The sequence below is a fragment of the Streptococcus sp. SCPM-O-B-15294 (M123) genome (assembly GCF_058200455.1).
Map to the genome: position 1 here is coordinate 13,745 of NZ_JBYQGU010000005.1, position 21,242 is coordinate 34,986.

The window sequence follows — 21,242 nt, forward strand, 5'->3', positions numbered from 1 at the left end:
TAACAGAATAAGATAAGGAATTGACAGCGCTTTCCTAAGGTGTTAGAATGAACCTGTGGTTTGCCATAAAATATAAGAAAGAGAGTGGGACAGAAATCGGTAATTCGTTAGAATTCGATTTCGTCGTCCCACCTCCGTACAGTTGAGTAGGGCTGTAAAAGCTGATGAAATCAGCGTAGTAGAGCCCACTCAACCACTGCGTCTTGCTCGACAATTCAAAGACAATTGAAAGGCTAGAACTTTTGTCCTAGCCTCTTCAGTCAATTAAATTTTCTAGTTAGTCTGCTAAAATCCATACGCTGACGGAGCGTTCTGAGACTGGGAAATCAGCCCAGCCGTCTTCTTGGATTTGAACGGGTTCTTGGTAATTTCCTAGGGCATCGTAGTAGGTCTGTCCTGCATATGCTTGGCCGATTTCCATGCGTTTGGCAGATGCAGCCGCATTTGAAATGACGCAGGCGATAGGAGCAGATTCTTCCGTTCCAGAGCGAGTCCAACCAATGCAGTTAGGATCGTCAAAGTAGTCCCTTTGTTCACCGTAGGATAAGTCTTTGCGGATACGAAGGAGTTGATCAAGTTCCGCTTGGAAATCCTGCTGGGCAAAGTCCCCTGAAATGCCGTAATAGTCTCCATAAAAGACACATGGAAGTCCGGCCTCGCGGAGGAGAATGAGGGCGTAAGCAGCAGGCTTGAACCATTCACCAACAGTGGACTCTAAGGCTTGTCCTCTCTGGGTATCGTGATTATCGACAAAGGTTACAGCACTTTCTGGATGATTGCTTGCGAGCGTACCATTGAAAATAGTGGTTAAATCAAAGTTTTCCCCTTCTTGGCTAGCCCTAAAGAGATTTTGGTGGAGGGCAACGTCGACTAAGTCGAACTGATAGTCAATGCTAGCTAGGTAGTCATTGTTGCTTTGTTCATCCCCGTTCCAAAACTCACCAAATACATAGAAATCGTCTCCATATTTGTCCGTGATTTGCTGGATGAAGTTCTTCATAAAGAAGGAGTCGATGTGTTTAACCGCATCGAGACGGAAGCCTTCTACCCCAGTTGTTTCAATAAACCATTCAGCCCATTGGTTGAGGTTTTCGACCACTTCTGGGTGTTTGAAGTCGATATCAGCGTACATGAGGTAATCATAGTTGCCGTTTTCGCTGTCGACCAGATCGTCTTGTGCCCAACCTTTGTTTTCCCCTTGGATTTGGTAGATGCCACTCTTATTGCGGGAAGCATCATAGTCGGTACCGGTGAAGTGGTACCAGTGCCAGTGGAAGTCATTGTAGGCTCCATTTCGGCCATCAAAAGTAAATTTGGTCCAGCCCTTGATAGTAAAGGGCTCTGTCAAGACGATGGTCCGATCATTAGGATCCACTTCGACCACTTCAAACTTTTCAAGGCCATCGGCTGCTGCCTTATGGTTGAGCACCACATCAGCCATAGGCTGGATTCCAGCTTCTTTTAAGGCCTGGATGGCTTGCAAGTAGTCCTCTTTGAATCCATACTTGGTGCGGACGGTTCCTTTTTGGTCAAACTCTCCAAGGTCAAAGAGGTCATAGACGCCGTAGCCGACATCATTGGCAGATGTTGCTTTAAAAGCTGGTGGCATCCAGATTTTACGAATGCCCAAATCTGCCAGGTGAGGAGCATCTGCAGCTAAGCGGGACCAGTGTTGGCCATCTGAGGGTAAGTACCATTCAAAATATTGCATTAAGGTTTGATTTTCCATTTTGTTCTCATCTTTCGTGAATAATGCCTTATTTTACCAAAAATGACAGGATAGGGCAAAGGTTTGCACTCTCGAAAACGCTGTCTTTATTGGATTAAGGATAAATGGGCTGGAAACGAGCTCTCGCATGAGAAAAATGGGGAATTTGCCCTCATGAATAGGAACTATTTTTTTCGGTTTTGTCCAAGTTGGCTCAATCTGTCTAAAAAGGGACTATAAGTCGAAGAAGTGTCTCCATCATTTGATTGACAGGAAGGAATGTCTGTAGGATCTTCCCTGCTGTCAGTTAAGTTGTTATCCTGTTTGAAAGCTAGCTGAATACCAGATGAGAGGAATTCTAGCTTGCGGACAGGAGGAGATGCCGTTGTTGAAAGGAGGGTTCGTTTTTACTGCATCTATTGAAAAATGATCTTGTCTACTTATTGTCGTTTCGGATAATCCGTTAAAACGACACCTTTCAAAGGAGTTTGTATATGAAAAAATCTAGCCTTGTTTCGATTGTTTTTGCAAGTTTGTTACTGAGTCCAGTTGTTTTGGCGCGCCATGTCCAGGCGGAGGAAGTGGCTACGAATGGTGTAGAACCAGCCTTGACTACCCAGGTGGGACAGCCAAGTACAGCTGAAGCCACTCCTATTTCAGATGCAGTTCCAGCAAGTGGGGAGCGGTCTCCTAAGAAGGAGCTTACGAATCAACCTAACTTGGACCAAGCGACTGCTGAAACAGGTCCTACAACGATTCAGCCGACAACGGGAAATGAATCCTCGCCGACCAAGGAGACTGCTGTAGCAGAAAAAGCTCCAGTCCAGCCTACTAGTGATGCTCCTCAATCAGCAGAAGTGTCTGTTGCAGAGAAGAATCCTTCTCCAGTTTCTAGCGCTCCTAAAGTGACTCTAGGAGAACTTTCAGAAGTGACAGGCCAACCAGTAGCAGAGCCAGATGTGAAGAAGGAAGCCACAGTGATAGACGCTGTCAATCATCTCTTGAACTGGGCCTCGACCAAGGAGAATCAAGTCGGGTCTACCGATAAAGACCGATTGGCTTTTGCTAAGAGCTTAGGAATGGTCAAGGAGGGAGTAGAGGGTACTGCTCCAGTTACAGATCTCTCTAGCATGGTAGAAGTGGCTAAAAAGCTCCATACTGCATACCGAGCTGATCGGAAGGAACCTCTCTTTTTGAATGGACGAGCACAGCCCATCTTCCCATTTTCACCTGGGGATGATATTGAGCATTATTCCTATGATAAGAGTGACATCGTCCGCTATATTGTCTATGTAGAAACTGACTATGATACGGACGGAGATGGCAAACCTGACTTGGTCAAGACCTTTGTACAGGTACCGAAAGCTGCCGTCAACGGGGACTATAAGGCTGCCAGCATCTTTGAAGCTAGCCCTTATGTGACAGGGACGACCGAAGAGCGGACTTTAGAAGGGATTGGTCTCAAAGAAGGCGGTAACTTTGAGATGGCCAAGCTCTATGAAAAACCTGCTAAACGCCAAGCCAGCAAAACCGTAACGACAGAAGAAGTAGCCAAAGCGACCGATCCAAAAGATTGGTACTATATCAATCCGCGTGAAAGCTATGAAGGTTACAACCACTATGATTATGAAAACCTCAACTGGTACAATTACTATTTGGTTCGTGGTTATGCAGTGGTGACTAGCAGTGGTTTGGGATCAAAAGGATCAGACGGGATTAATACGACCGGCTCTGATCTTGAAGTGGCCGCATACAAAAATATCGTGGAATGGCTCAACGGAAAACGCAAAGCATACTCTGATAAGACTAGCAACCACGAAGTCAAGGCAGACTGGTCCAACGGCAATGTCGCCATGACAGGCTTGTCTTGGGCAGGTACGACGACATTTGGTGTAGCGTCTACTGGAGTGGAAGGTCTCAAGACCATTGTGCCAGCAGCAGGGATTGCCAGTTGGTATGACCATTTCAACAGCCAAGGGTCTCCCCTTGATACAGGAGCATCCAATGATCTTTCCTGGTTATCTGTCTATACCTCTGGTCGCATCCTTGATAAGGAAGATTGGGACAAGGTCAAGGATTACTATGCAGCCTATATCACTAAGCTCAATGAGCTCCAGCACAAGGATGGTCATAATTACAACGGAGAATATGCTAAACGCGACTACACGCTCAACGCAGCCAACTTAAAGGCAGCCCCTCTCATTATCCAAGGGCTCAATGATGACAACGTCAAGCCAAAACATTTTGAACTCATGCTGGAAGCCTATAAGAAGGCAGGAATTGATCCCAAGGTCTTGCTCCACCAGGGCAATCACATCTATCCATCCACTCGTTGGTCAGGGACAGAAGTGGCAGGACAAGCCTTTAATGACCTGATGAATCTCTGGTATAGCCATTACCTTTACGGTATCGAAAATGGCATTGAAAACCTCCCACAAGTAACGGCTCAGGACAATCTGGATCCTAGCAAGTGGCGTCGTTTTGACAAATGGGATACGGATCAAGCTATCTCAGGTAGGATCTACTCCAAACGTGAAGAGGTAACGGTGACGGGTGATTACTATGGCACGGGAAACAACTGGACCACACGCAACCAGGATGCGGCCTTCCATTCTTCCGAAGTGGCAGCTTCCTATGCAGCCACCGTCGACCAAGATACGACCATCAAAGGTCATATTCCGGTGCATTTTAGCGCAGCTTTTGTCAAGGGAGACAAGAACCATGCCCATGTCAGTGCGACCCTGATGGATGTTTCAGATGAAGAATTTGATGTCGTTAAGGAAGAAATCACCTATGACAAAGATGGCTACAGCACGCGAACACTGGAAAAAGAAACCATCGATGAGACAGGTTACTGGAATGGTAGCAATCTTGAGACCCTACCTCTCAAACGCTACACCACTCACAAGGTCAAGAGTGTCGTGATCGCACGTGGGTGGATGAATCTAGCCAATCCAGCCTCTCGTTATGATTCTGCTAGCTCCAGCCAGTCCATCGATGTCAAAGAAAATGAATTCCATGATTACACCATGTACTTGCAACCAAACTTGTATACCGTCAAGAAAGGCCATCGTCTGGTCTTGAGCCTACACACCTATGATCCGGATTATATCTATTTTGCGGATCCATATGAAGTGACCTTCAAGACAGACTCCATTTCAACAACCATCCCAACTGTCGAAGCTAGTCGGTCGCTCTTATTCCGCTACCAACCAAGTGAAAAGGATACCGAATATGCAAGCTTGGCAGACCGGATCCTCCCAATCGCACAGAAGGAAGCAGGAGGTAAGAACTTGGCTAACCATCCAGACCAACAACCACCAGTCGGACGGGATCCAATGAATTTCCGTCAGGAACAAAAAGCAGAAATCGCTCAATTGACACAGGCAAATAAATCTACCAGTCAAGAAAGTGAAGCTCACTTGCCTGAAACTGGAGAAACAGCAAATATTTGGACAGTTTATGGTTTACTTACTGTCCTTGCGACTAGCTTGTGGAAAGTTGTCTACCGTCGCAAAGAAGATCAATAATATCAGACTGATCGCCCAAGGGTGATAGTATACCAAAGGATCCAGTCCATCAGAAGGAGGCTTTCATTGAGATCCATAGAACATTTCCAAGAACAAATTGCCACCATTTTTCGTGAGGCAATGTCCATACCAAGCTTTACCAATACCGAGACTGAAAGGGAGATAGAAGACTATCTAGACCAACGAATTGGCTCTATTCCATATTTCAAGAGTCACCCCCAGCATTTTGGTCGCTACCCTCTTTCCAATGACCATCTTCATCGCAGTGTCAATTGGGCCTTGGTCGATAAAGGAAAGAAAAAGACAGTGATCCTTTTTCACCACCACGATACGGTAGATCTAGAAGATTACGGTCCCCTAGCCCCAATAGCTTTTGATTCCGAGGCACTGGTTCAAGCCTTGAAGGGCATTGATTTTCGATCAGAAATGCAGGAGGACCTAGATTCTGGCCAATGGCAATTCGGACGAGGTTCTTGTGACATGAAGGCGGCCTTAGCGCTCCAACTGGGTGTCTTAGAAGCCTATGCCTCCGATCCAGAAGGGGGTCAGGTCAACCTCCTCTACCTATCTGTGGGAGATGAGGAGTCCTATTCACGCGGGATGAGAGGAGCATTGACTTTGCTCTGTCAGTTAAAAGAAGAGTTTGACTTGGACTATGTCTTAGCGGTCGATTCAGAACCCTTTGAAGCTACTAGTGACAAGGAGAAGGTCCTGCACATCGGAACTGTCGGTAAGCTCATGCCAGTCGTCGTCGCTCAAGGGGTCTTATCCCATATGAAGGAACCTCTCAAGGGAATCAACGCCCTCTCTCTCCTAATCGCAGTTGCATCGAGATTGGACCTCCATCCGGACCTATCCGACCAAGCGCTGGGAGAGCAGTCTCCTCTCCCTTCTTGGTCTTATCTGCGAGATTTGAAGGAGCAATATGATGTATCGACGGTCCTCTATGCTGCTGGCTATTTCAGTGTGCTGCATCTGAAAAAGACCCCTCAGGAATTACTGCAACGCATCAAGGAGTTGAGCCAGGAAGCGGTTGATGAGTTTTATGTCAAATACCTGTCCCTCCAGGACCAAGCAGGCCAAGAACATGTGATAGGTCAGCCAAGGGTGATCAGCTATCAAGAATTGCTGGATCGTTGCCAAAAGAAGGAAGGATTTTCAAGCTTCCAAGAGCAATGTGAGCAAAGAGCCTACCAAGATTTCCTAGCTGGAGTCAGCTATCATGCTATTGCCATCCAGCAGATCCAAGATTACTTAGACTTTCTAGCGGAGAAGACGCCATTGGTCGTCATTGGCTTTGCACCACCTTATTACCCATCCATGAACTGTCGCTCTTTACCGAATACCAGTCTCAAAATTGGCACCCTGGTGGATGATTACCGCCACTATTTAGGAAGACGCGGACTGTCCCTAAAGGTGGAAGAATATTTCATGGGCATTTGCGACACTAGTTATTGCGCCTTGGAGAGAGACCTAGCAAGCTATCAGGTCGTTTTGGATAGTTTGGCGACCCCCTCTCAAGTCTACGAGTTGGATCTGGAAAAAATTGCCCAGATCCAAGTGCCAGCAGTCAATTTAGGACCTTGGGGCAAGGAGCTCCATCAAAGAGGGGAGCGGGTCTTTAGGGAGGATCTTCTGGAGACCATCCCTAACTATCTATTTGGCCTTCTCTACCGCTTTGAGGAATTGCTTTAATACTTAAGTTTTCCATTGACAAGAGAGGAAAAGAGGACTAAAATATAGGCAACATAAGGAAACCATTTGCTTTCGTCAGGAAAGTTATGTGGTAGAAGGAGAATCTATGATTGAATTTCAAGGTGTAACAAAGGATTATGATGGTCAACTGTCATTAAACCATTTGAACTTAACCATTGAAGATGGGCAAATTGTTGGATTGATCGGCCATAATGGAGCCGGGAAATCAACAACCATTAAGAGTCTGGTCAGTGTCATCACCCCAACGACCGGTAGGATCCTAGTAGATGGGAAGGACCTCTATAGCAATCGCTTGGAAATAAAGAAGAAAATTGGCTACGTAGCCGATTCGCCAGATCTCTTTCTTCGTTTGACGGCCAATGAATTTTGGGAGTTAGTCGCTACTTCTTATGATATGAGCCAGCAAGAATGTGATGACCGCTTGGAGCATTTGCTGCATCTGTTTGACTTTGCTAGTCATCGTTATGAGGTCATCGAGTCTTTCTCTCATGGGATGCGCCAGAAGGTCTTTGTCATCGGGGCTCTTTTATCTGATCCAGACATTTGGGTTCTAGATGAGCCTATGACTGGTTTGGATCCCCAAGCCTCTTACGACTTGAAGCAGATGATGCGGGAGCATGCGGACAAGGGCAATACCGTCATCTTCTCCACCCATGTCCTCGAAGTGGCAGAGCAGCTCTGTGATAAGATTGCTATCCTGAAGAAGGGAAATCTCATCTTTTATGGCACCATCGAGGAATTGAAGGGGCAACACCCAGAACAAAGCTTAGAGTCCATTTATCTTGGACTGGCTGGTCGAAGAGAAGAGGTGAGTCCAGATGCGTCTTAAAATGGTTCGTCGCCTAGTCGATGTCAACATTATCTATGCGACTCAGCCTGCCCAATTAGCGAAATTTAGAAAGAAGCAGGAAAAGGATCCGACTAGGAAGGTCAATGTTTCCGCCCAGTCCATTCGGACCTATATATTTATCGGTCTCCTTTATCTCTTCCTTTTTGGGATACTATCTAGTGCCAATGATTTTGTCTCTAACCCTGGTCCCTTTGTCAATATGATTACGCTTTTTGCGCTCTTAGCCATATCCCAAGGCTTGATGAGTTTTTACAATGTCTTTTACGAAAGCAAGGATTTACAATTTTATCGTCCCTATGCCTTTTCGGATGCAGAAGTGATTGCAGGAAAGAGTATTTCGGTCATCTTAGTACTCTTGATGGCCCTGCTTCCAATGCTGAGTTATTTTATCATTCTTCCTATTCAAGCAGGGGGAAATGTTTTGGTGGGGCTCCTTCTTGGCCTTCTTTGTGCCATGATTCTCCTCTCCATCCTCTTTTTAGGCACCTTGTTCTTATCCCATCTGATTACCAAATCAGCTGTCTTTAAGAAACACACGAGTTTGGTGTCTAACCTCATCATTGGATTGAGTAGTCTCATTTCCATTGGAGCCTATCTCTATATCAATATGCTCCAGTCAGAGCACTCGGTAGCTGGTGATCTGGTCACTCAACCCAGCATTTTTCCTCCGATAGAAGTCTTTCATACCTTTATCTTGAATCCTTTGGATTCAGCTGCACTAGTGGGGATGTTGGCTTGGGTGTTGGTTCTAGTAGTCCTCCTTTGGCTAGTAAAAAGTCAGGTCTTACCTCATTTCTATGACGCTGCCCTTGAGGTTTCTTCCAGCCATGCGGTCAAGGAGCGGGTCAGTCAGATGAAGCTAGGAGATCAGAAAGCCTTCCATCGTTTTACAGTTTCCTATCATAAACGGCTTTTGAGTGATGGTACCTTGCTGACGCAGGTCATCTTCATGATGGCGATTTTCCCTTATCTTTTCACATTTGGCTTGTTTTTAGGGGCATCGCGAGCTTCCCTCCAAATTGAAAACTTCCTCACGCCCCAATACCTCCTTCCTTTATCGCTGATTGCTTTCATGATTGGAGTCTTCAACTCTGTGGAAAGCTTGACCAGTATTGGGATCTCCTTGGAGCGGGAAAATTTCGCTTATCTTCGTGCCCTTCCGATTGACTTTAAACGTTATTGTTTGAAGAAATTTTGGATCCTCTTTTCGGTTCAGTCTGCTTTACCGATCGTGCTCTTAGTAGGGGTATCTTGCTACTTTGGGGTCCATCCCCTCTCCCTTCTAGCTATGCTTTTGATTTGGTTTTTGACCAGTTTGAGTTTGAGTGTGATCGCTTTTAGACGTGACTACAAGCTCTTAACGACCAATTGGTCGACTGTAACGGATCTGATGAACCGTAATAGAGGAAATGCTGCCCTGAGAGGCTTATTGATCTTTATCTTTATTATCGTCATGCTGATTTTGATAGGATTTGCTTTCTATCTCTCTGCTGTGGCCTTCACCACCTTGATTGCTAGTGTGATTTATCTTCTCATTGCAGCTATAGGAACTTTTGCAACTGTTTATATCTATAAACGTACTTTTTATAAATTTAACCAAGAAATTGGTGAATAAAAAAGATTCCCTCGGGTCAGACCGGAGGGAATCTGTATTTTAAAATATTGGAATGAGTTCTAGCCTTTCAGATTGAAGACAAAGTCATATTAAAAACTTTCCTTAGGTGAGTACGGACGTCAGCGAACTTCTTCGAAGTTCCAAGACTAATTATTGAGCCTAAGGTCTCAATAATTCCGAGTGCCTGAAACGTTATTGTTTCAGGCACTTTTCTCACAGCGGAAAGTTTTGGTATTTTTTTGAATCGATTTAAAAATTGGAACTCATTTTTATTTCTGCAGAATCGCTTAACTTATTTTACTTTAAAATAGTTTGTCTACATTATAAAAGACTGGAATGAGTTTCAGTCTTTTATAGTTCGTTGTTAAATTTCATAGCCGATTAAGAGGCCACCTTCTTCAGCGTAGAAGCTGCAGAGGCCAGAGGTCGGAAGAACTTCAATATCCGCATTGGCGAATTTTTCATGGACCAAGGCAGAGAGTTGTTCTACGAATTTCTCGTTGCGACGGTGAGCAATGGTGATATGTCCACCTTTATAGCCGGCTTTAAGCATTTCTTCAAAAGTAGTGGAAATAGCTTTCTTTTGGCCACGGGCTTTATGGAGGAGCTCAAGGGTTCCAGTATCGCTAGCTTGGCCGACCATACGGATGTTTAAGAGGCCGACAACCGCTCCGATAATTTTATTGAGTCGACCATTTTTAACCAAATTATCGACCTTAGCCAGGACAAAGATCAGTTTGGTTTTTTCTTGGTATTTGGTGATGACTTCGACTACTTGATCAAAGTCAAGTTCTTGAGCGATGAGTTGATGGAGTTTGCGGACGAGGAGATCCACTTCACCACCAGCTGATAAACTATCAATGACATGGATATTGCTTTCTGGATGTTCTTCTAGATAAAGTTTTTTTGCAACCTGAGCACTATTGTGGCTACCAGACAAAGTGCCAGTGATGGTAACAACAATGATATTATCAGCTCCCTCGAAGGCCTTCATATAGTCATCAGGACTGGGACAAGCTGATTTGGAAGCAGTAGTAGTAGCATACATATCTTCCATCATTTTGTCAGTATCAAGCTTGGCGTCGTCTGTGTAGATGTTCTCACCAATCTGGATGGTAAGGGGAACTGAAACAAAGCTAGTATCTGGTGCAGCATTTTCATAAGTACGATAATCACAGCCAGAATCTGCAATAATTTTCCATTTCATTTTTATTACCTCAAAATGTAAAAAATTGTACATTGACAAGTAGTTAGTCTTTTTTTACAATTATATCATGAAGTTACATTCTCTGAAAGCAGATACATTCAGATGATACAGATAGAAAGTAAGTGTTATGGCAGAAAGAAAGATATCAGAAAAATCCTTAGCGAACCTAAAGCGATCCAATCAAGAAAGCAATGCCATCACACGGGAATCCTTGGAGATTTCCCTGCTTCAGTTGTTGGATAAAAAGGACTTGAAAAAGATTACCATTTCAGAATTGGTGGAGAGAGCAGGCGTTTCTCGTGCAGCTTTTTACCGAAATTACGAGTCAAAAGAAGAATTGCTCGAATCCATCTTCCAATCAACTGTTTCGAAGATTACCAAGTCTTTGGAAGGCTATAATTTCAAGACCGATTTGTACCAGATTTGGGTCTATCTCTTTAAAGAGGCCAGGAAGGAAGCCCGCATTATCAGCTTGGCCGTCGATTATAATTTTGAGAAATTGCTTACCAAGGCTGTTTATGAATTTCTTGAAAAGAGGAGTAAAAGTCAGAAATCCTCACAAGGACCAGCTAGCTATTTGAATTCCTTCCTCAGCTCAGCCATTGTCTCAGTCCTAGCCAAGTGGATTAAGGATGGCATGAAGGTGCCGGCGGAGAAGATGGCTTCCTTAGGTCTGCCCTTGTTTCCTCAAAAGAAAAGAAAATAAGAAAAGAGGCTGGGACAAAAGTCCTAGCCTCTCAATTATTTTTGGATTGTTGAGCAAGACGCAGTGGTTGAGTGGGCTCTACTACGCTGATTTCATCAGCTTTTACAGCCCTACTCAACCGTGCGGAGGTGGGACAACGAAATCGAATTCTAACGAATTACCGATTTCTGTCCCACTCTCTTTTTACTTTATCTAGGAAACGGTCCAGTTCCTTTTGATTCTTGAGAGAGATGAATTTTTCGGGGTAGGTGGAGTGGATGTTTTGATACCTTTCTCTGGCAGTTTTTGTTCGTCCATCCCAGAGGATCCAACGGATGAATTCCCAGTCAAAGCGTTCCGGGCAGCCTGCTGCCATACTCTCACGGACCCGACCTTTATAACGGCGGTATCGTTTCCACCCTCTATAGAGGCAGTTCCAACGAGAGAAGTTGAGAAAGATAATCTGGTCGGCTTGCTCCATTCTCTCCTCATAGCAGCACCAAGAGTAATTGCCATCAATGACCCAGTCTCTATGATCGCTGAGAAACTGTTTCATCTCTTGCTCCATCCAATCCCGGTCACTGTCTATCCAACCCGGTTGAAATTGAAGGGTGTCCATGTGGAGCTTGGGGATGGAGTAGTAGCGGGCTAGGTTTTCAGCCAAAGTTGACTTGCCAGATCCTGAATAGCCGATAATCGTAATTTTCATGTCTTCTCCTCATTTGGAAGCAACAAAAAAAGCTCCGGAGAGCTCATTTTGTATGCAATGCTTGATTAGCCAAGTTTTGCTGCAAGACGTGCTTTATCACGGCTAGCTTTGTTTTTGTGGATCAAACCTTTAGTTTCTGCTTTATCGATAGCTGAGCTAGCAGCGCGGTAAAGTTCTTCAGATGGGTTTGCTTCAAAAGCTTTGATTGCAGTACGCATAGCTGATTTTTGAGCTGAGTTTTTTTCGTTTTGTTTAACGTTCAATTCAGCGCGTTTGATAGCTGATTTAATGTTTGCCAATTTTTTCACCTCCAATGATAATCTAACTCTCTTATTATATCTGAAAACTTTTCTTTTGACAAGCCCAAACTAATTTTTCTTCGAATCGCTATTTTTTAAAGATCATTTTGTCTTAAAACTCTTATCTCTTGAGATAGATTTCGTCAATCTCATGGTTGGCAGATTTGTGCAGGATCAGTTCGGCTCGGTTACGGGTGGGCTCGATATAGTCTTTTAGATTTAAGAGATTGATCGACTCCCATACCTGATGAGCGAAGGCGAGGACTTCTTCTTCAGGTTGCTTAGTAAAGCGGTGGTAGTAGTTGCTTGGGTCATCTTTCGCACGGTCTAACAACTTTTTAAAGCGATCGATATACCAGGACTCAATATTGGCAACCTCAGCATCCACATAGATGGAAAAGTCAAAGAAGTCAGTCATATAAAGCCGATCATTTTGAGGATTCTGAAAGACATTGATCCCTTCAACGATAATGAAGTCCGCAGCTTGGATGGTTTGCTTCTGGTCAGGGACGATATCATAAATCTCGTGAGAATAGACAGGGATTTGATAACTTTGACCATTTTTGAGTTGGTTGAGGAAATCCAAAAGGAGCTCCATATCATAACTTTCAGGGAAACCCTTGCGATTGAGAATGTTTTGTTCAATCAAGGTGGCGTTGGGATACAAGAAGCCATCGGTGGTCACCAATTCAACAGTAGAACCGGAAAAGGTCCGAGAAAGAAGGATTTGAAGGAGACGACTAGTCGTTGATTTGCCGACAGCCACGCTCCCTGAAATTCCAATCATAAAAGGTTGTTTTTTACTTTCCTGTTGGAGAAAAATGCCTTTTGAGAAAGCTAAATCCTCTTTCGCTTTTTTGTAGATTTGAATCAGATGTGTCAAGGGTAAGTAGATATCTGTTACATCTTGTAAGCTGATGAGGTCATTAAAACTCTTGATTGAATTCAATTCCTCTTCAGATAGAGGAGGGGTTGATTTCCGGTGGAGATTTTGCCAAGTTTGTCGATTGATTTTTTCGAAGTGTAGAAATTCTTTATCCATTGCAAGCCTTTCCTCCATAGTGACCTTTAGTATATCAGTTTTGAGATCTTCTGTAAACGATTTAAAAATAGGTTAAATTATGCTATAATGCTAATATGAGTAAAATGTACTATGACGAACATCCAGATTCCCAACATGATATCCATGAGTTACAGGTGGTTCTTCTAGGGGAGCGGATGAAATTTCTGACGGATGCCGGTGTTTTTAGTAAGAAAATGATCGACTTTGGTAGCCAGGTCCTTTTATCTTGTTTGTCCTTCCAGCAAGGAGAGACGGTTTTGGATGTTGGTTGCGGGTATGGTCCACTTGGTCTCTCTTTGGTTAAGGCCCAAGGGATCCGTGCGACTATGGTAGATGTCAATACACGGGCTTTAGATCTAGCTCAGAAAAACGCAGCTTTAAATCAGGTCGAAGCTACTATCTTCCAATCCAATGTTTATGATCAGGTTGAGGAAAGTTTTGATCATATTATCAGTAATCCTCCCATCCGGGCTGGGAAAAAGGTAGTTCATGAAGTACTTTCTGGGAGTTTTGACCATTTGAATCCTGGGGGAGACTTAACCATTGTCATCCAGAAAAAGCAAGGTGCTCCAAGTGCGAAGGCCAAAATGGAGGAAGTCTTTGGGAATTGTGAAATCCTCAAAAAAGACAAGGGATATTATATTTTAAGGAGTGAAAAAGTCACATGAGAGCTGTAGATATCATTCAGAAAAAACGGGATGGCATTGAATTGAGTAAAGATGAGATTCATTGGCTGATCGAAGGCTATGTGGCGGGAACAGTACCTGATTATCAAATGGCTGCCTTTGCCATGGCGGTTTATTTCAAGGGGATGACGACTCAAGAAATCTCAGATTTGACCATGAAGATGGTAGAGACAGGGGAGCAATTCGACCTTTCCGCTATTAAAGGCATCAAGGTGGACAAACACTCAACAGGTGGTGTAGGAGACAAGGTAACGATTGTACTGGCACCACTAGTGGCTAGCTTTGGCGTTCCAGTTGCCAAGATGAGTGGTCGTGGTCTTGGACATACAGGTGGGACCATTGATAAGCTAGAATCCATTAAAGGATTCCAAATTGAGCGGACCCAAGAAGAATTTATTAAACAAGTTCAAGAGATTGGTCTTTCTGTTATCGGTCAGTCTGACCAATTGGTCATGGCGGATAAGCTTCTCTATGCGCTTCGGGATGTGACGGCGACAGTGGATACAATTCCATTGATTGCCAGTTCCGTCATGAGTAAGAAGATTGCGGCTGGAGCAGATGCCATCCTTCTCGATGTCACCGTTGGAGAAGGAGCCTTTATGAAGACCATTGAAGAGGCGCGTGAACTTGCTCGTACCATGGTGGATCTGGGTAATGCTGTCGGTCGCAAGACCATTGCCGTCTTGACAGATATGAGTCAGCCATTGGGAACCAGCATCGGGAACCGTCTTGAAATTCTTGAAGCTTTGGATATTCTTCAAGGCAAAGGCAGAGAAGATGTGACCCACTTCATTTGTGAATTGGCTCAAATTATGTTGGAGCTTGGTGGGGTAACGGCTAGCTTGGAAGAAATCAAGCAACATCTGACAGCTGGCAAAGCTCTGAATAAGTTTGAAGAAATGGTCCTTGCTCAAGGGGGAGATTTAGAAGATCTCTATCGTCCAGTTCAGGTAAAAGAACTAGTGCCTGTCTATGCAGAAGAGGATGGCTATATTGCAGCCTTGCCTGCGATGGAACACGGACTCTTCGCTATGCGTCTTGGGGCTGGCAGAGCAGTTAAATCAGATGATTTAGACTATGAAACAGGGATTGTTTTTGCTAAGAAAGTTGGGGATCCTGTTCAAAAAGGGGACCTTGTTGCAACTATTTATACAAATTTAGAAATTAGTCAAAAAACCATTGCAGAATTCCAAAAAAATGTTAAAATACTAGACAAGGTTGTAAGCGTTTCAGAAATTATTGAAATTGTTTCGTAATTCGTTTGAGGGAGATTCATTAATGAAATTAAACAAATACATTGACCACACATTATTAAAACCTGATGCACAACAAGAACAAATCGAGGCTTTGATCGAAGAAGCGAAAGAATATGATTTTGCAAGTGTTTGTGTCCAACCGACCTGGGTCAACTTCGCTACAGAAGGACTTCGGGATTCAAATGTAAAAGTGTGTACAGTGATTGGTTTCCCTCTTGGCGCAAATACACCAGCTGTTAAAGCATTTGAAACTCAAAATGCCATCCAAAATGGAGCCGATGAGATCGATATGGTCATCAATATCGGTGCCTTGAAATCAAAAAATCTGACATTAGTAGAAGAGGACATTCAGGCTGTTGTAGATGCAAGTGGTGATCGCTTGGTAAAAGTGATAATCGAAACCTGCTTGTTAACTGAAACTGAAAAAGTAGTGGCTTGCCAGATTGCCAAATTGGCAGGAGCAGACTTTGTCAAAACTTCAACTGGTTTCTCTACTGGAGGAGCAACTGTTGAGGATGTTGCCCTCATGCGCCAGGTTGTTGGACCGGATATGGGAGTGAAAGCATCTGGAGGTACTCGTAGCTATGAGGATGCACAAGCCATGATCCAAGCGGGTGCTAACCGAATCGGCACTTCCTCTGGAGTAGCCATCATGAAGGGAGAAGTAGCCCATGGCGACTACTGAGTTGATTGACCTAGCTGTAAAAACAAGTGAGAATGCTTATGTACCTTATTCTCATTTTCCAATTGGAGCTGTTCTTGTGACAGATGAGGGGAAGATTTATACAGGCGTTAATGTTGAAAATGCGAGCTTCGGCTTGACCAATTGTGGCGAGCGGACAGCCATCTTTAAGTCTGTTTCAGAAGGAGAGCGTTCATTTAAGGAATTAATTATTTATGGTCAGACGGAAAAACCAGTTTCGCCCTGTGGTGCTTGTCGCCAGGTGATGGCTGAATTTTTCGAGCCAGACCTACCGGTTACTCTGGTAGCCAAAGATAAATCGACGGTCGTGATGACGGTCAAGGAATTGCTTCCATATTCCTTTACAGATCTTACCTAGTAGCTTCTGTAAAGGCGGTCTATTGACCCTTTCATTAATCCGCAACTTAGTTGCATATCTTATTTAGGAGGTTCAGAAATGAACAAGAAACAATGGTTAGGCCTAGGTCTAGTAACTGTCGCTGCAATCGGACTTGCTGCATGTGGAAATCGTGCGTCTCGCAAAGATTCTTCAGATGCAAAAACTGATTTAAAAGCTGCTATCGTTACTGACACAGGTGGTGTTGATGATAAATCATTTAACCAATCTGCATGGGAAGGTCTACAAGCTTGGGGTAAAGAAAACGGTCTTTCTAAAGATAACGGATTCACTTATTTCCAATCTACAAGTGAAGCAGATTTTGCAAATAACTTTAGCCAAGCTGCTACAAACGGCTACAAATTAGTTTACGGTGTTGGTTACAAACTTGCTCCAGCTGTTACAGCTGCTGCAGATGAAAATGCTGATATCAACTACGTTATCATTGACTCTGTTGTAGGCGACAAAAAGAACGTAGCATCTGCTGTTTTTGCGGATAATGAAGCTGCTTACCTTGCAGGGGTTGCTGCTGCCAAAACAACTAAGACTAACAAAGTTGGTTTTATCGGTGGAGCACGTGGTGAAGTTATCACTCGTTTTGAAAAAGGATTTGAAGCAGGCGTGAAGTCTGTAAACAAAGACATTTCAGTAGACGTACAATATGCTGAAGACTTCAACAACCCTGAAAAAGGTAGAACTATTGCAGCGACACAATACGCTGCAGGTGCAGACGTTATTTACCAAGCTGCTGGTGGTACGGGAGCTGGTGTCTTCAAGGAAGCAAAAGACTTGAACGAGAAGAAAAATGAAGACGAAAAAGTTTGGGTTCTTGGTGTAGACCGTGACCAAGTTGACGAAGGTAAATACACTTCAAAAGATGGTAAAGAATCTAACTTCGTATTGGCTTCTACTTTGAAACAAGTTGGTAAAACTGTTCAAGAAATCGCAACTCAAACTGCTGATGGCAAATTCCCAGGTGGAAAAGTGATCACATTTGGTTTGAAAGATGGTGGTGTTGATTTGACAACTTCTAATCTTTCTGAAGATGCTAAAAAAGCAGTAGAAGATGCTAAAAAACAAATTATCGATGGTAGTGTAAAAGCACCTGAGAAATAAAACCTTCCGGAAGCGATCCATCCTTCTTGGGTCGCTTTTTTATGAGGTGTTGGGACATTTTGTCTCAATAGAACTTACTAACTCGTTTAGCAGGTCCTACTGAAATAAAATATAGTTTTCTAGAAAGGAATATTCGAATGGCACACGAAAACGTCATTGAGATGCGTGAAATTACCAAAATCTTTGGTGAATTTGTCGCAAACGACAAAATCAACCTCGAATTGCGTAAAGGTGAAATTCATGCACTTCTTGGTGAAAATGGAGCTGGGAAATCAACCCTGATGAATATGTTGGCTGGTCTTTTGGAACCAACGAGCGGAGAAATTGTGGTCAATGGGAAGTCTGAAAAACTAGATTCTCCTTCAAAGGCTGCTTCCCTAGGGATCGGGATGGTTCACCAGCACTTCATGTTGGTGGAAGCTTTCACTGTTGCAGAAAATATCATTCTTGGTAGCGAAGTTACTAATAAAGGAGTATTAGATTTGAAAAAAGCTAATGCAGATATCCTTGAGTTATCAGAACGCTACGGCTTGGCTGTGGATCCTACAGCAAAGGTTGAAGATATTTCTGTTGGGGCTCAACAACGTGTAGAAATCCTGAAGACACTCTATCGCGGAGCTGATATTCTGATTTTCGACGAGCCTACTGCAGTGTTAACTCCTGCTGAAATTTTGGAGTTGATGGAAATTATGAAAACCCTTGTTAAAGAAGGGAAATCTATCATCCTTATCACTCACAAACTAGATGAAATTCGTGCCGTTGCAGACCGTGTCACAGTTATTCGTCGTGGTAAATCTATTCAAACCGTTGGTATCGAAGGTGCTACCAATAAAGATTTGGCAGAAATGATGGTTGGGCGCTCAGTTTCTTTCGTAACAGAAAAAGAAGAAGCACAGCCTAAAGAAGTGGTTCTTGCAATTTCTGACTTAGTCGTGAATGAAAACCGTGGTGTTCCTGCGGTCAAAGAGCTATCTCTTGATGTTCGCGCAGGCGAAATTGTCGGGATTGCAGGGATTGATGGGAACGGTCAGAGTGAATTGATCCAGGCTATTACCGGACTTCGCAAAGTCAAATCAGGTAGTATCAAAATTAAGGGACAAGAAGTTGTTGGCCTTTCCCCACGTAAGATTACTGAAATGAATGTCAGCCACGTTCCTGAAGATCGTCATCGTGATGGTCTTGTGCTCGAAATGATGCTTTCTGAAAACATCGCACTTCAAACTTACTACAAAGAACCACTTAGCAAAAATGGTGTCTTGAATTACAATCAAATCAATTCCTATGCCCGCAAGTTGATGGAAGAATTTGACGTTCGTGCAGCTAACGAGATTGTGCCAGCAAGTGCTCTATCAGGAGGAAACCAACAAAAGGCCATTATTGCTCGTGAAGTTGATCGGAATCCAGATTTGTTGATTGTTAGCCAACCGACACGTGGATTGGACGTTGGTGCGATTGAGTACATCCATAAACGTTTGATTGGTGAACGTGATAAAGGGAAAGCCGTCCTCGTTGTCAGCTTCGAATTAGATGAAATTCTAAATCTATCAGACCGGATTGCTGTTATTCATGATGGAAAAATCCAAGGTATTGTGAAGCCATCTGAGACCAACAAACAAGAACTTGGTATTCTAATGGCTGGTGGAGAAATCAAGGAGGCTTCAAATGAATAAAAATACAAGACAAATTGCTATTCCTTTTATTTCTGTAATCCTAGGAATCATCCTCGGAGCCATTATCATGTGGATCTTTGGTTATGATGCTCTTTGGGGTTATGAAGAACTCTTCAAGACAGCTTTTGGTTCCATTAAAAATGTGGGTGAAATTTTCCGTACAATGGGGCCGCTGATTTTGATCGCTCTCGGATTTGCGGTAGCCAGTCGAGCTGGATTTTTCAATGTCGGCTTACCAGGACAAGCCTTAGCTGGTTGGATTGCGGCAGTATGGTTTGCTTTGTCCTTCCCAGATATTCCGCGTATCCTAATGATTCCTTTGACGGTCCTTGTGGCTGCAATTGCCGGCGGTCTCATTGGTTTGATTCCAGGACTTCTGCGAGCATTTTTGGGGACAAGTGAAGTCATCGTTACTATTATGATGAACTACATCGTACTGTTTGCTGGAAATGAAATTATCCGGAACTTCCCTAAAAAGTTCATGGTCGATTCTGAATCCAGTATTACAGTCGGGGCAAATGCAAGTTATCGCTTAGGCTTTCTGACGGAATTGACTAAATCACGGATGAATATCGGTATCTTTATCGCCTTGATTGCTGTTGCAGTTATTTGGTTCATTATTAAGAAAACAACACTTGGTTTTGAGATCCGTTCCGTTGGTCTCAACCCGAATGCTTCAGACTATGCAGGGATGTCAGCTAAACGCACCATCATTCTTTCTATGGTGATTTCAGGTGCCCTCTGTGGAATCGGTGGAGCTGTAGAAGGGATTGGTACCTTCCAGAACGTTTATGTTCAAGCTGGTTCCTTGGCTGTTGGATTTAATGGGATGGCAGTGGCTCTGCTTGCTAGCAATTCCCCTATTGGGATTGTCTTTGCTGCTTTCTTGCTTGGAACCTTGCAAACAGGTGCGCCAGGTATGACCACAGCGACTATTCCACCAGAACTTGTCAATATTGTGACAGCTTCGATCATCTTCTTTGTAAGTGCTCACTATATTATCGAAAAATACATCAAGCCTAAAAAACAAATGAAAGGAGTAGAGTAAGGATGAATATTGTTGCTATACTAACGATTCTTGTATCGAATATGCTGGTCTATGCTGCTCCCCTCATTTTCACTAGTATCGGAGGTGCCTACTCCGAACATGCTGGTGTCGTTAATGTCGGTTTGGAAGGGATCATGGTTATGGGAGCTTTCACAGGAGTCGTGTTTAACTTGACTTTTGCTGGCTCTCTTGGAGGCATGACAATCTGGTTATCTCTCCTTGCAGGTGGTTTGGTTGGTCTTATTTTCTCTGCTATCCATGCGGTAGCGACTATTAACTTCCGTGCTGACCATGTGGTGAGTGGTACGGTATTGAACTTGTTGGCTCCGGCCTTAGCCGTCTTCTTGGTTAAAGCCATCTACGGAAAAGGTCAAACCAACAATATCGATTTGTCATTTGGTAAGTTTGATTTTCCTTTCTTGTCTGATATCCCTGTCATTGGTGATATCTTCTTCAAGAATACTAGTTTAATGGGATATGTAGCGATTGGATTTTCATTTGTAGCATGGTTTATCATGTTTAAGACGAAATTCGGTCTTCGCCTACGCTCAGTTGGTGAACACCCACAAGCTGCGGATACTCTCGGTATCAATGTTTACCTCATGCGTTACTATGGTGTGCTCATCTCTGGATTCTTAGGAGGAGTTGGTGGTGCCTTGTATGCACAATCTGCTTCTGTCAATTTCTCTGCAACTACCATTGTGGGACCAGGATTTATCGCCCTAGCGGCCATGATCTTTGGTAAATGGAGTCCAATCGGTGCCATGCTATCCAGTCTATTCTTTGGACTTTCACAAGCCTTGGCGGTTGTGTCTACGCAGATTCCTTTCCTTGCCCATATTCCAGGAGTTTACCTTCGTATTGCTCCGTATGTATTGACCATCATCGTCTTAGCAGCCTTCTTTGGTAAGTCGGTTGCACCGAAAGCAGATGGTGTGAACTACATCAAATCGAAATAAAAGCCTCCCTTATGGAGAAAGAAAGCACGAGTCATTCGGACTCGTG

18 protein-coding genes are annotated in these 21,242 nt (G+C 43.7%); 13 read left to right on the plus strand and 5 right to left on the minus strand.

All coding sequences use genetic code 11. The annotated features are described in order from the left end of the window. Window positions 1-277: 277 nt before the first annotated feature. Complete coding sequence (locus AC3E8G_RS04605; protein ID WP_490677126.1) at window positions 278-1,729, minus strand: alpha-amylase; 1,452 nt, start codon at window positions 1,727-1,729, stop codon at window positions 278-280. 473 nt (window positions 1,730-2,202) lie between these two features. Between AC3E8G_RS04605 and AC3E8G_RS04610 the strand changes: the two genes are divergently transcribed. The 4 genes from AC3E8G_RS04610 to AC3E8G_RS04625 all read left to right on the plus strand — a co-directional run bounded on the left by AC3E8G_RS04610 (window position 2,203) and on the right by AC3E8G_RS04625 (window position 9,419). Next, the gene (locus AC3E8G_RS04610; RefSeq protein WP_490677127.1) at window positions 2,203-5,238 is read left to right on the plus strand and encodes a CocE/NonD family hydrolase; all 3,036 of its coding nucleotides are present in this window, start codon (window positions 2,203-2,205) and stop codon (window positions 5,236-5,238) included. 120 nt (window positions 5,239-5,358) lie between these two features. Continuing rightward, the gene (locus AC3E8G_RS04615) at window positions 5,359-6,933 is read left to right on the plus strand and encodes a M20/M25/M40 family metallo-hydrolase (protein WP_490677183.1); all 1,575 of its coding nucleotides are present in this window, start codon (window positions 5,359-5,361) and stop codon (window positions 6,931-6,933) included. Between the two features lie 106 nt (window positions 6,934-7,039). Further along, window positions 7,040-7,783: an ABC transporter ATP-binding protein gene (locus AC3E8G_RS04620; protein WP_490677128.1), complete on the plus strand. Its 744-nt coding sequence runs from the start codon at window positions 7,040-7,042 to the stop codon at window positions 7,781-7,783. Next, window positions 7,773-9,419 (plus strand): hypothetical protein, encoded by a 1,647-nt coding sequence (locus AC3E8G_RS04625; protein ID WP_490677129.1) that lies wholly within the window; start codon window positions 7,773-7,775, stop codon window positions 9,417-9,419. Before AC3E8G_RS04620 ends, AC3E8G_RS04625 begins: the two co-directional genes overlap by 11 nt. A 364-nt stretch (window positions 9,420-9,783) precedes the next feature. On the opposite strand, the gene AC3E8G_RS04630 is transcribed toward AC3E8G_RS04625, so the two are convergent. Then, a complete protein-coding gene (locus tag AC3E8G_RS04630; RefSeq protein ID WP_490677130.1) occupies window positions 9,784-10,626 on the minus strand; it encodes a DegV family protein in 843 nt (280 codons plus the stop codon). A 127-nt stretch (window positions 10,627-10,753) separates the two neighbouring features. Here AC3E8G_RS04630 and AC3E8G_RS04635 point away from each other — a divergent pair, with 127 nt between their 5' ends. Then, complete coding sequence (locus AC3E8G_RS04635; RefSeq protein WP_490677131.1) at window positions 10,754-11,332, plus strand: TetR/AcrR family transcriptional regulator; 579 nt, start codon at window positions 10,754-10,756, stop codon at window positions 11,330-11,332. Window positions 11,333-11,489: 157 nt separating this feature from the next. Here AC3E8G_RS04635 and AC3E8G_RS04640 read toward each other — a convergent pair whose 3' ends face one another. The 3 genes from AC3E8G_RS04640 to coaA form a co-directional block, all read right to left on the minus strand. Continuing rightward, window positions 11,490-12,020: a DNA topology modulation protein gene (locus AC3E8G_RS04640; protein WP_490677132.1), complete on the minus strand. Its 531-nt coding sequence runs from the start codon at window positions 12,018-12,020 to the stop codon at window positions 11,490-11,492. A gap of 65 nt (window positions 12,021-12,085) precedes the next feature. After that, on the minus strand, window positions 12,086-12,334 hold the full coding sequence (rpsT, locus tag AC3E8G_RS04645; protein ID WP_023023719.1) for a 30S ribosomal protein S20: 249 nt from the start codon (window positions 12,332-12,334) through the stop codon (window positions 12,086-12,088). Between the two features lie 106 nt (window positions 12,335-12,440). After that, complete coding sequence (gene coaA / locus AC3E8G_RS04650; protein ID WP_061564125.1) at window positions 12,441-13,361, minus strand: type I pantothenate kinase; 921 nt, start codon at window positions 13,359-13,361, stop codon at window positions 12,441-12,443. A gap of 95 nt (window positions 13,362-13,456) precedes the next feature. On the opposite strand from coaA, the gene AC3E8G_RS04655 reads away from it, so the two are divergent. The 8 genes from AC3E8G_RS04655 to AC3E8G_RS04690 all read left to right on the plus strand — a co-directional run bounded on the left by AC3E8G_RS04655 (window position 13,457) and on the right by AC3E8G_RS04690 (window position 21,196). After that, the gene (locus AC3E8G_RS04655) at window positions 13,457-14,050 is read left to right on the plus strand and encodes a class I SAM-dependent methyltransferase (RefSeq protein WP_490677133.1); all 594 of its coding nucleotides are present in this window, start codon (window positions 13,457-13,459) and stop codon (window positions 14,048-14,050) included. Beyond that, on the plus strand, window positions 14,047-15,324 hold the full coding sequence (locus AC3E8G_RS04660; protein WP_490677134.1) for a pyrimidine-nucleoside phosphorylase: 1,278 nt from the start codon (window positions 14,047-14,049) through the stop codon (window positions 15,322-15,324). Before AC3E8G_RS04655 ends, AC3E8G_RS04660 begins: the two co-directional genes overlap by 4 nt. Before the next feature lie 22 nt (window positions 15,325-15,346). After that, window positions 15,347-16,009: a deoxyribose-phosphate aldolase gene (gene deoC / locus AC3E8G_RS04665; RefSeq protein WP_490677135.1), complete on the plus strand. Its 663-nt coding sequence runs from the start codon at window positions 15,347-15,349 to the stop codon at window positions 16,007-16,009. Beyond that, entirely contained in the window at window positions 15,996-16,385 is a 390-nt protein-coding gene (locus AC3E8G_RS04670; protein ID WP_490677136.1) for a cytidine deaminase, read from the plus strand. The genes deoC and AC3E8G_RS04670 overlap by 14 nt, the downstream gene beginning before the upstream one ends. A gap of 78 nt (window positions 16,386-16,463) precedes the next feature. Further along, on the plus strand, window positions 16,464-17,519 hold the full coding sequence (locus tag AC3E8G_RS04675) for a BMP family lipoprotein (protein ID WP_006596011.1): 1,056 nt from the start codon (window positions 16,464-16,466) through the stop codon (window positions 17,517-17,519). 137 nt (window positions 17,520-17,656) lie between these two features. Further along, a complete protein-coding gene (locus tag AC3E8G_RS04680; RefSeq protein ID WP_006596012.1) occupies window positions 17,657-19,189 on the plus strand; it encodes an ABC transporter ATP-binding protein in 1,533 nt (510 codons plus the stop codon). Further along, on the plus strand, window positions 19,182-20,237 hold the full coding sequence (locus tag AC3E8G_RS04685) for an ABC transporter permease (protein WP_048687948.1): 1,056 nt from the start codon (window positions 19,182-19,184) through the stop codon (window positions 20,235-20,237). Before AC3E8G_RS04680 ends, AC3E8G_RS04685 begins: the two co-directional genes overlap by 8 nt. Window positions 20,238-20,239: 2 nt before the next feature. After that, window positions 20,240-21,196: an ABC transporter permease gene (locus tag AC3E8G_RS04690; protein WP_455166151.1), complete on the plus strand. Its 957-nt coding sequence runs from the start codon at window positions 20,240-20,242 to the stop codon at window positions 21,194-21,196. The last annotated feature ends 46 nt before the right edge of the window (window positions 21,197-21,242 follow it).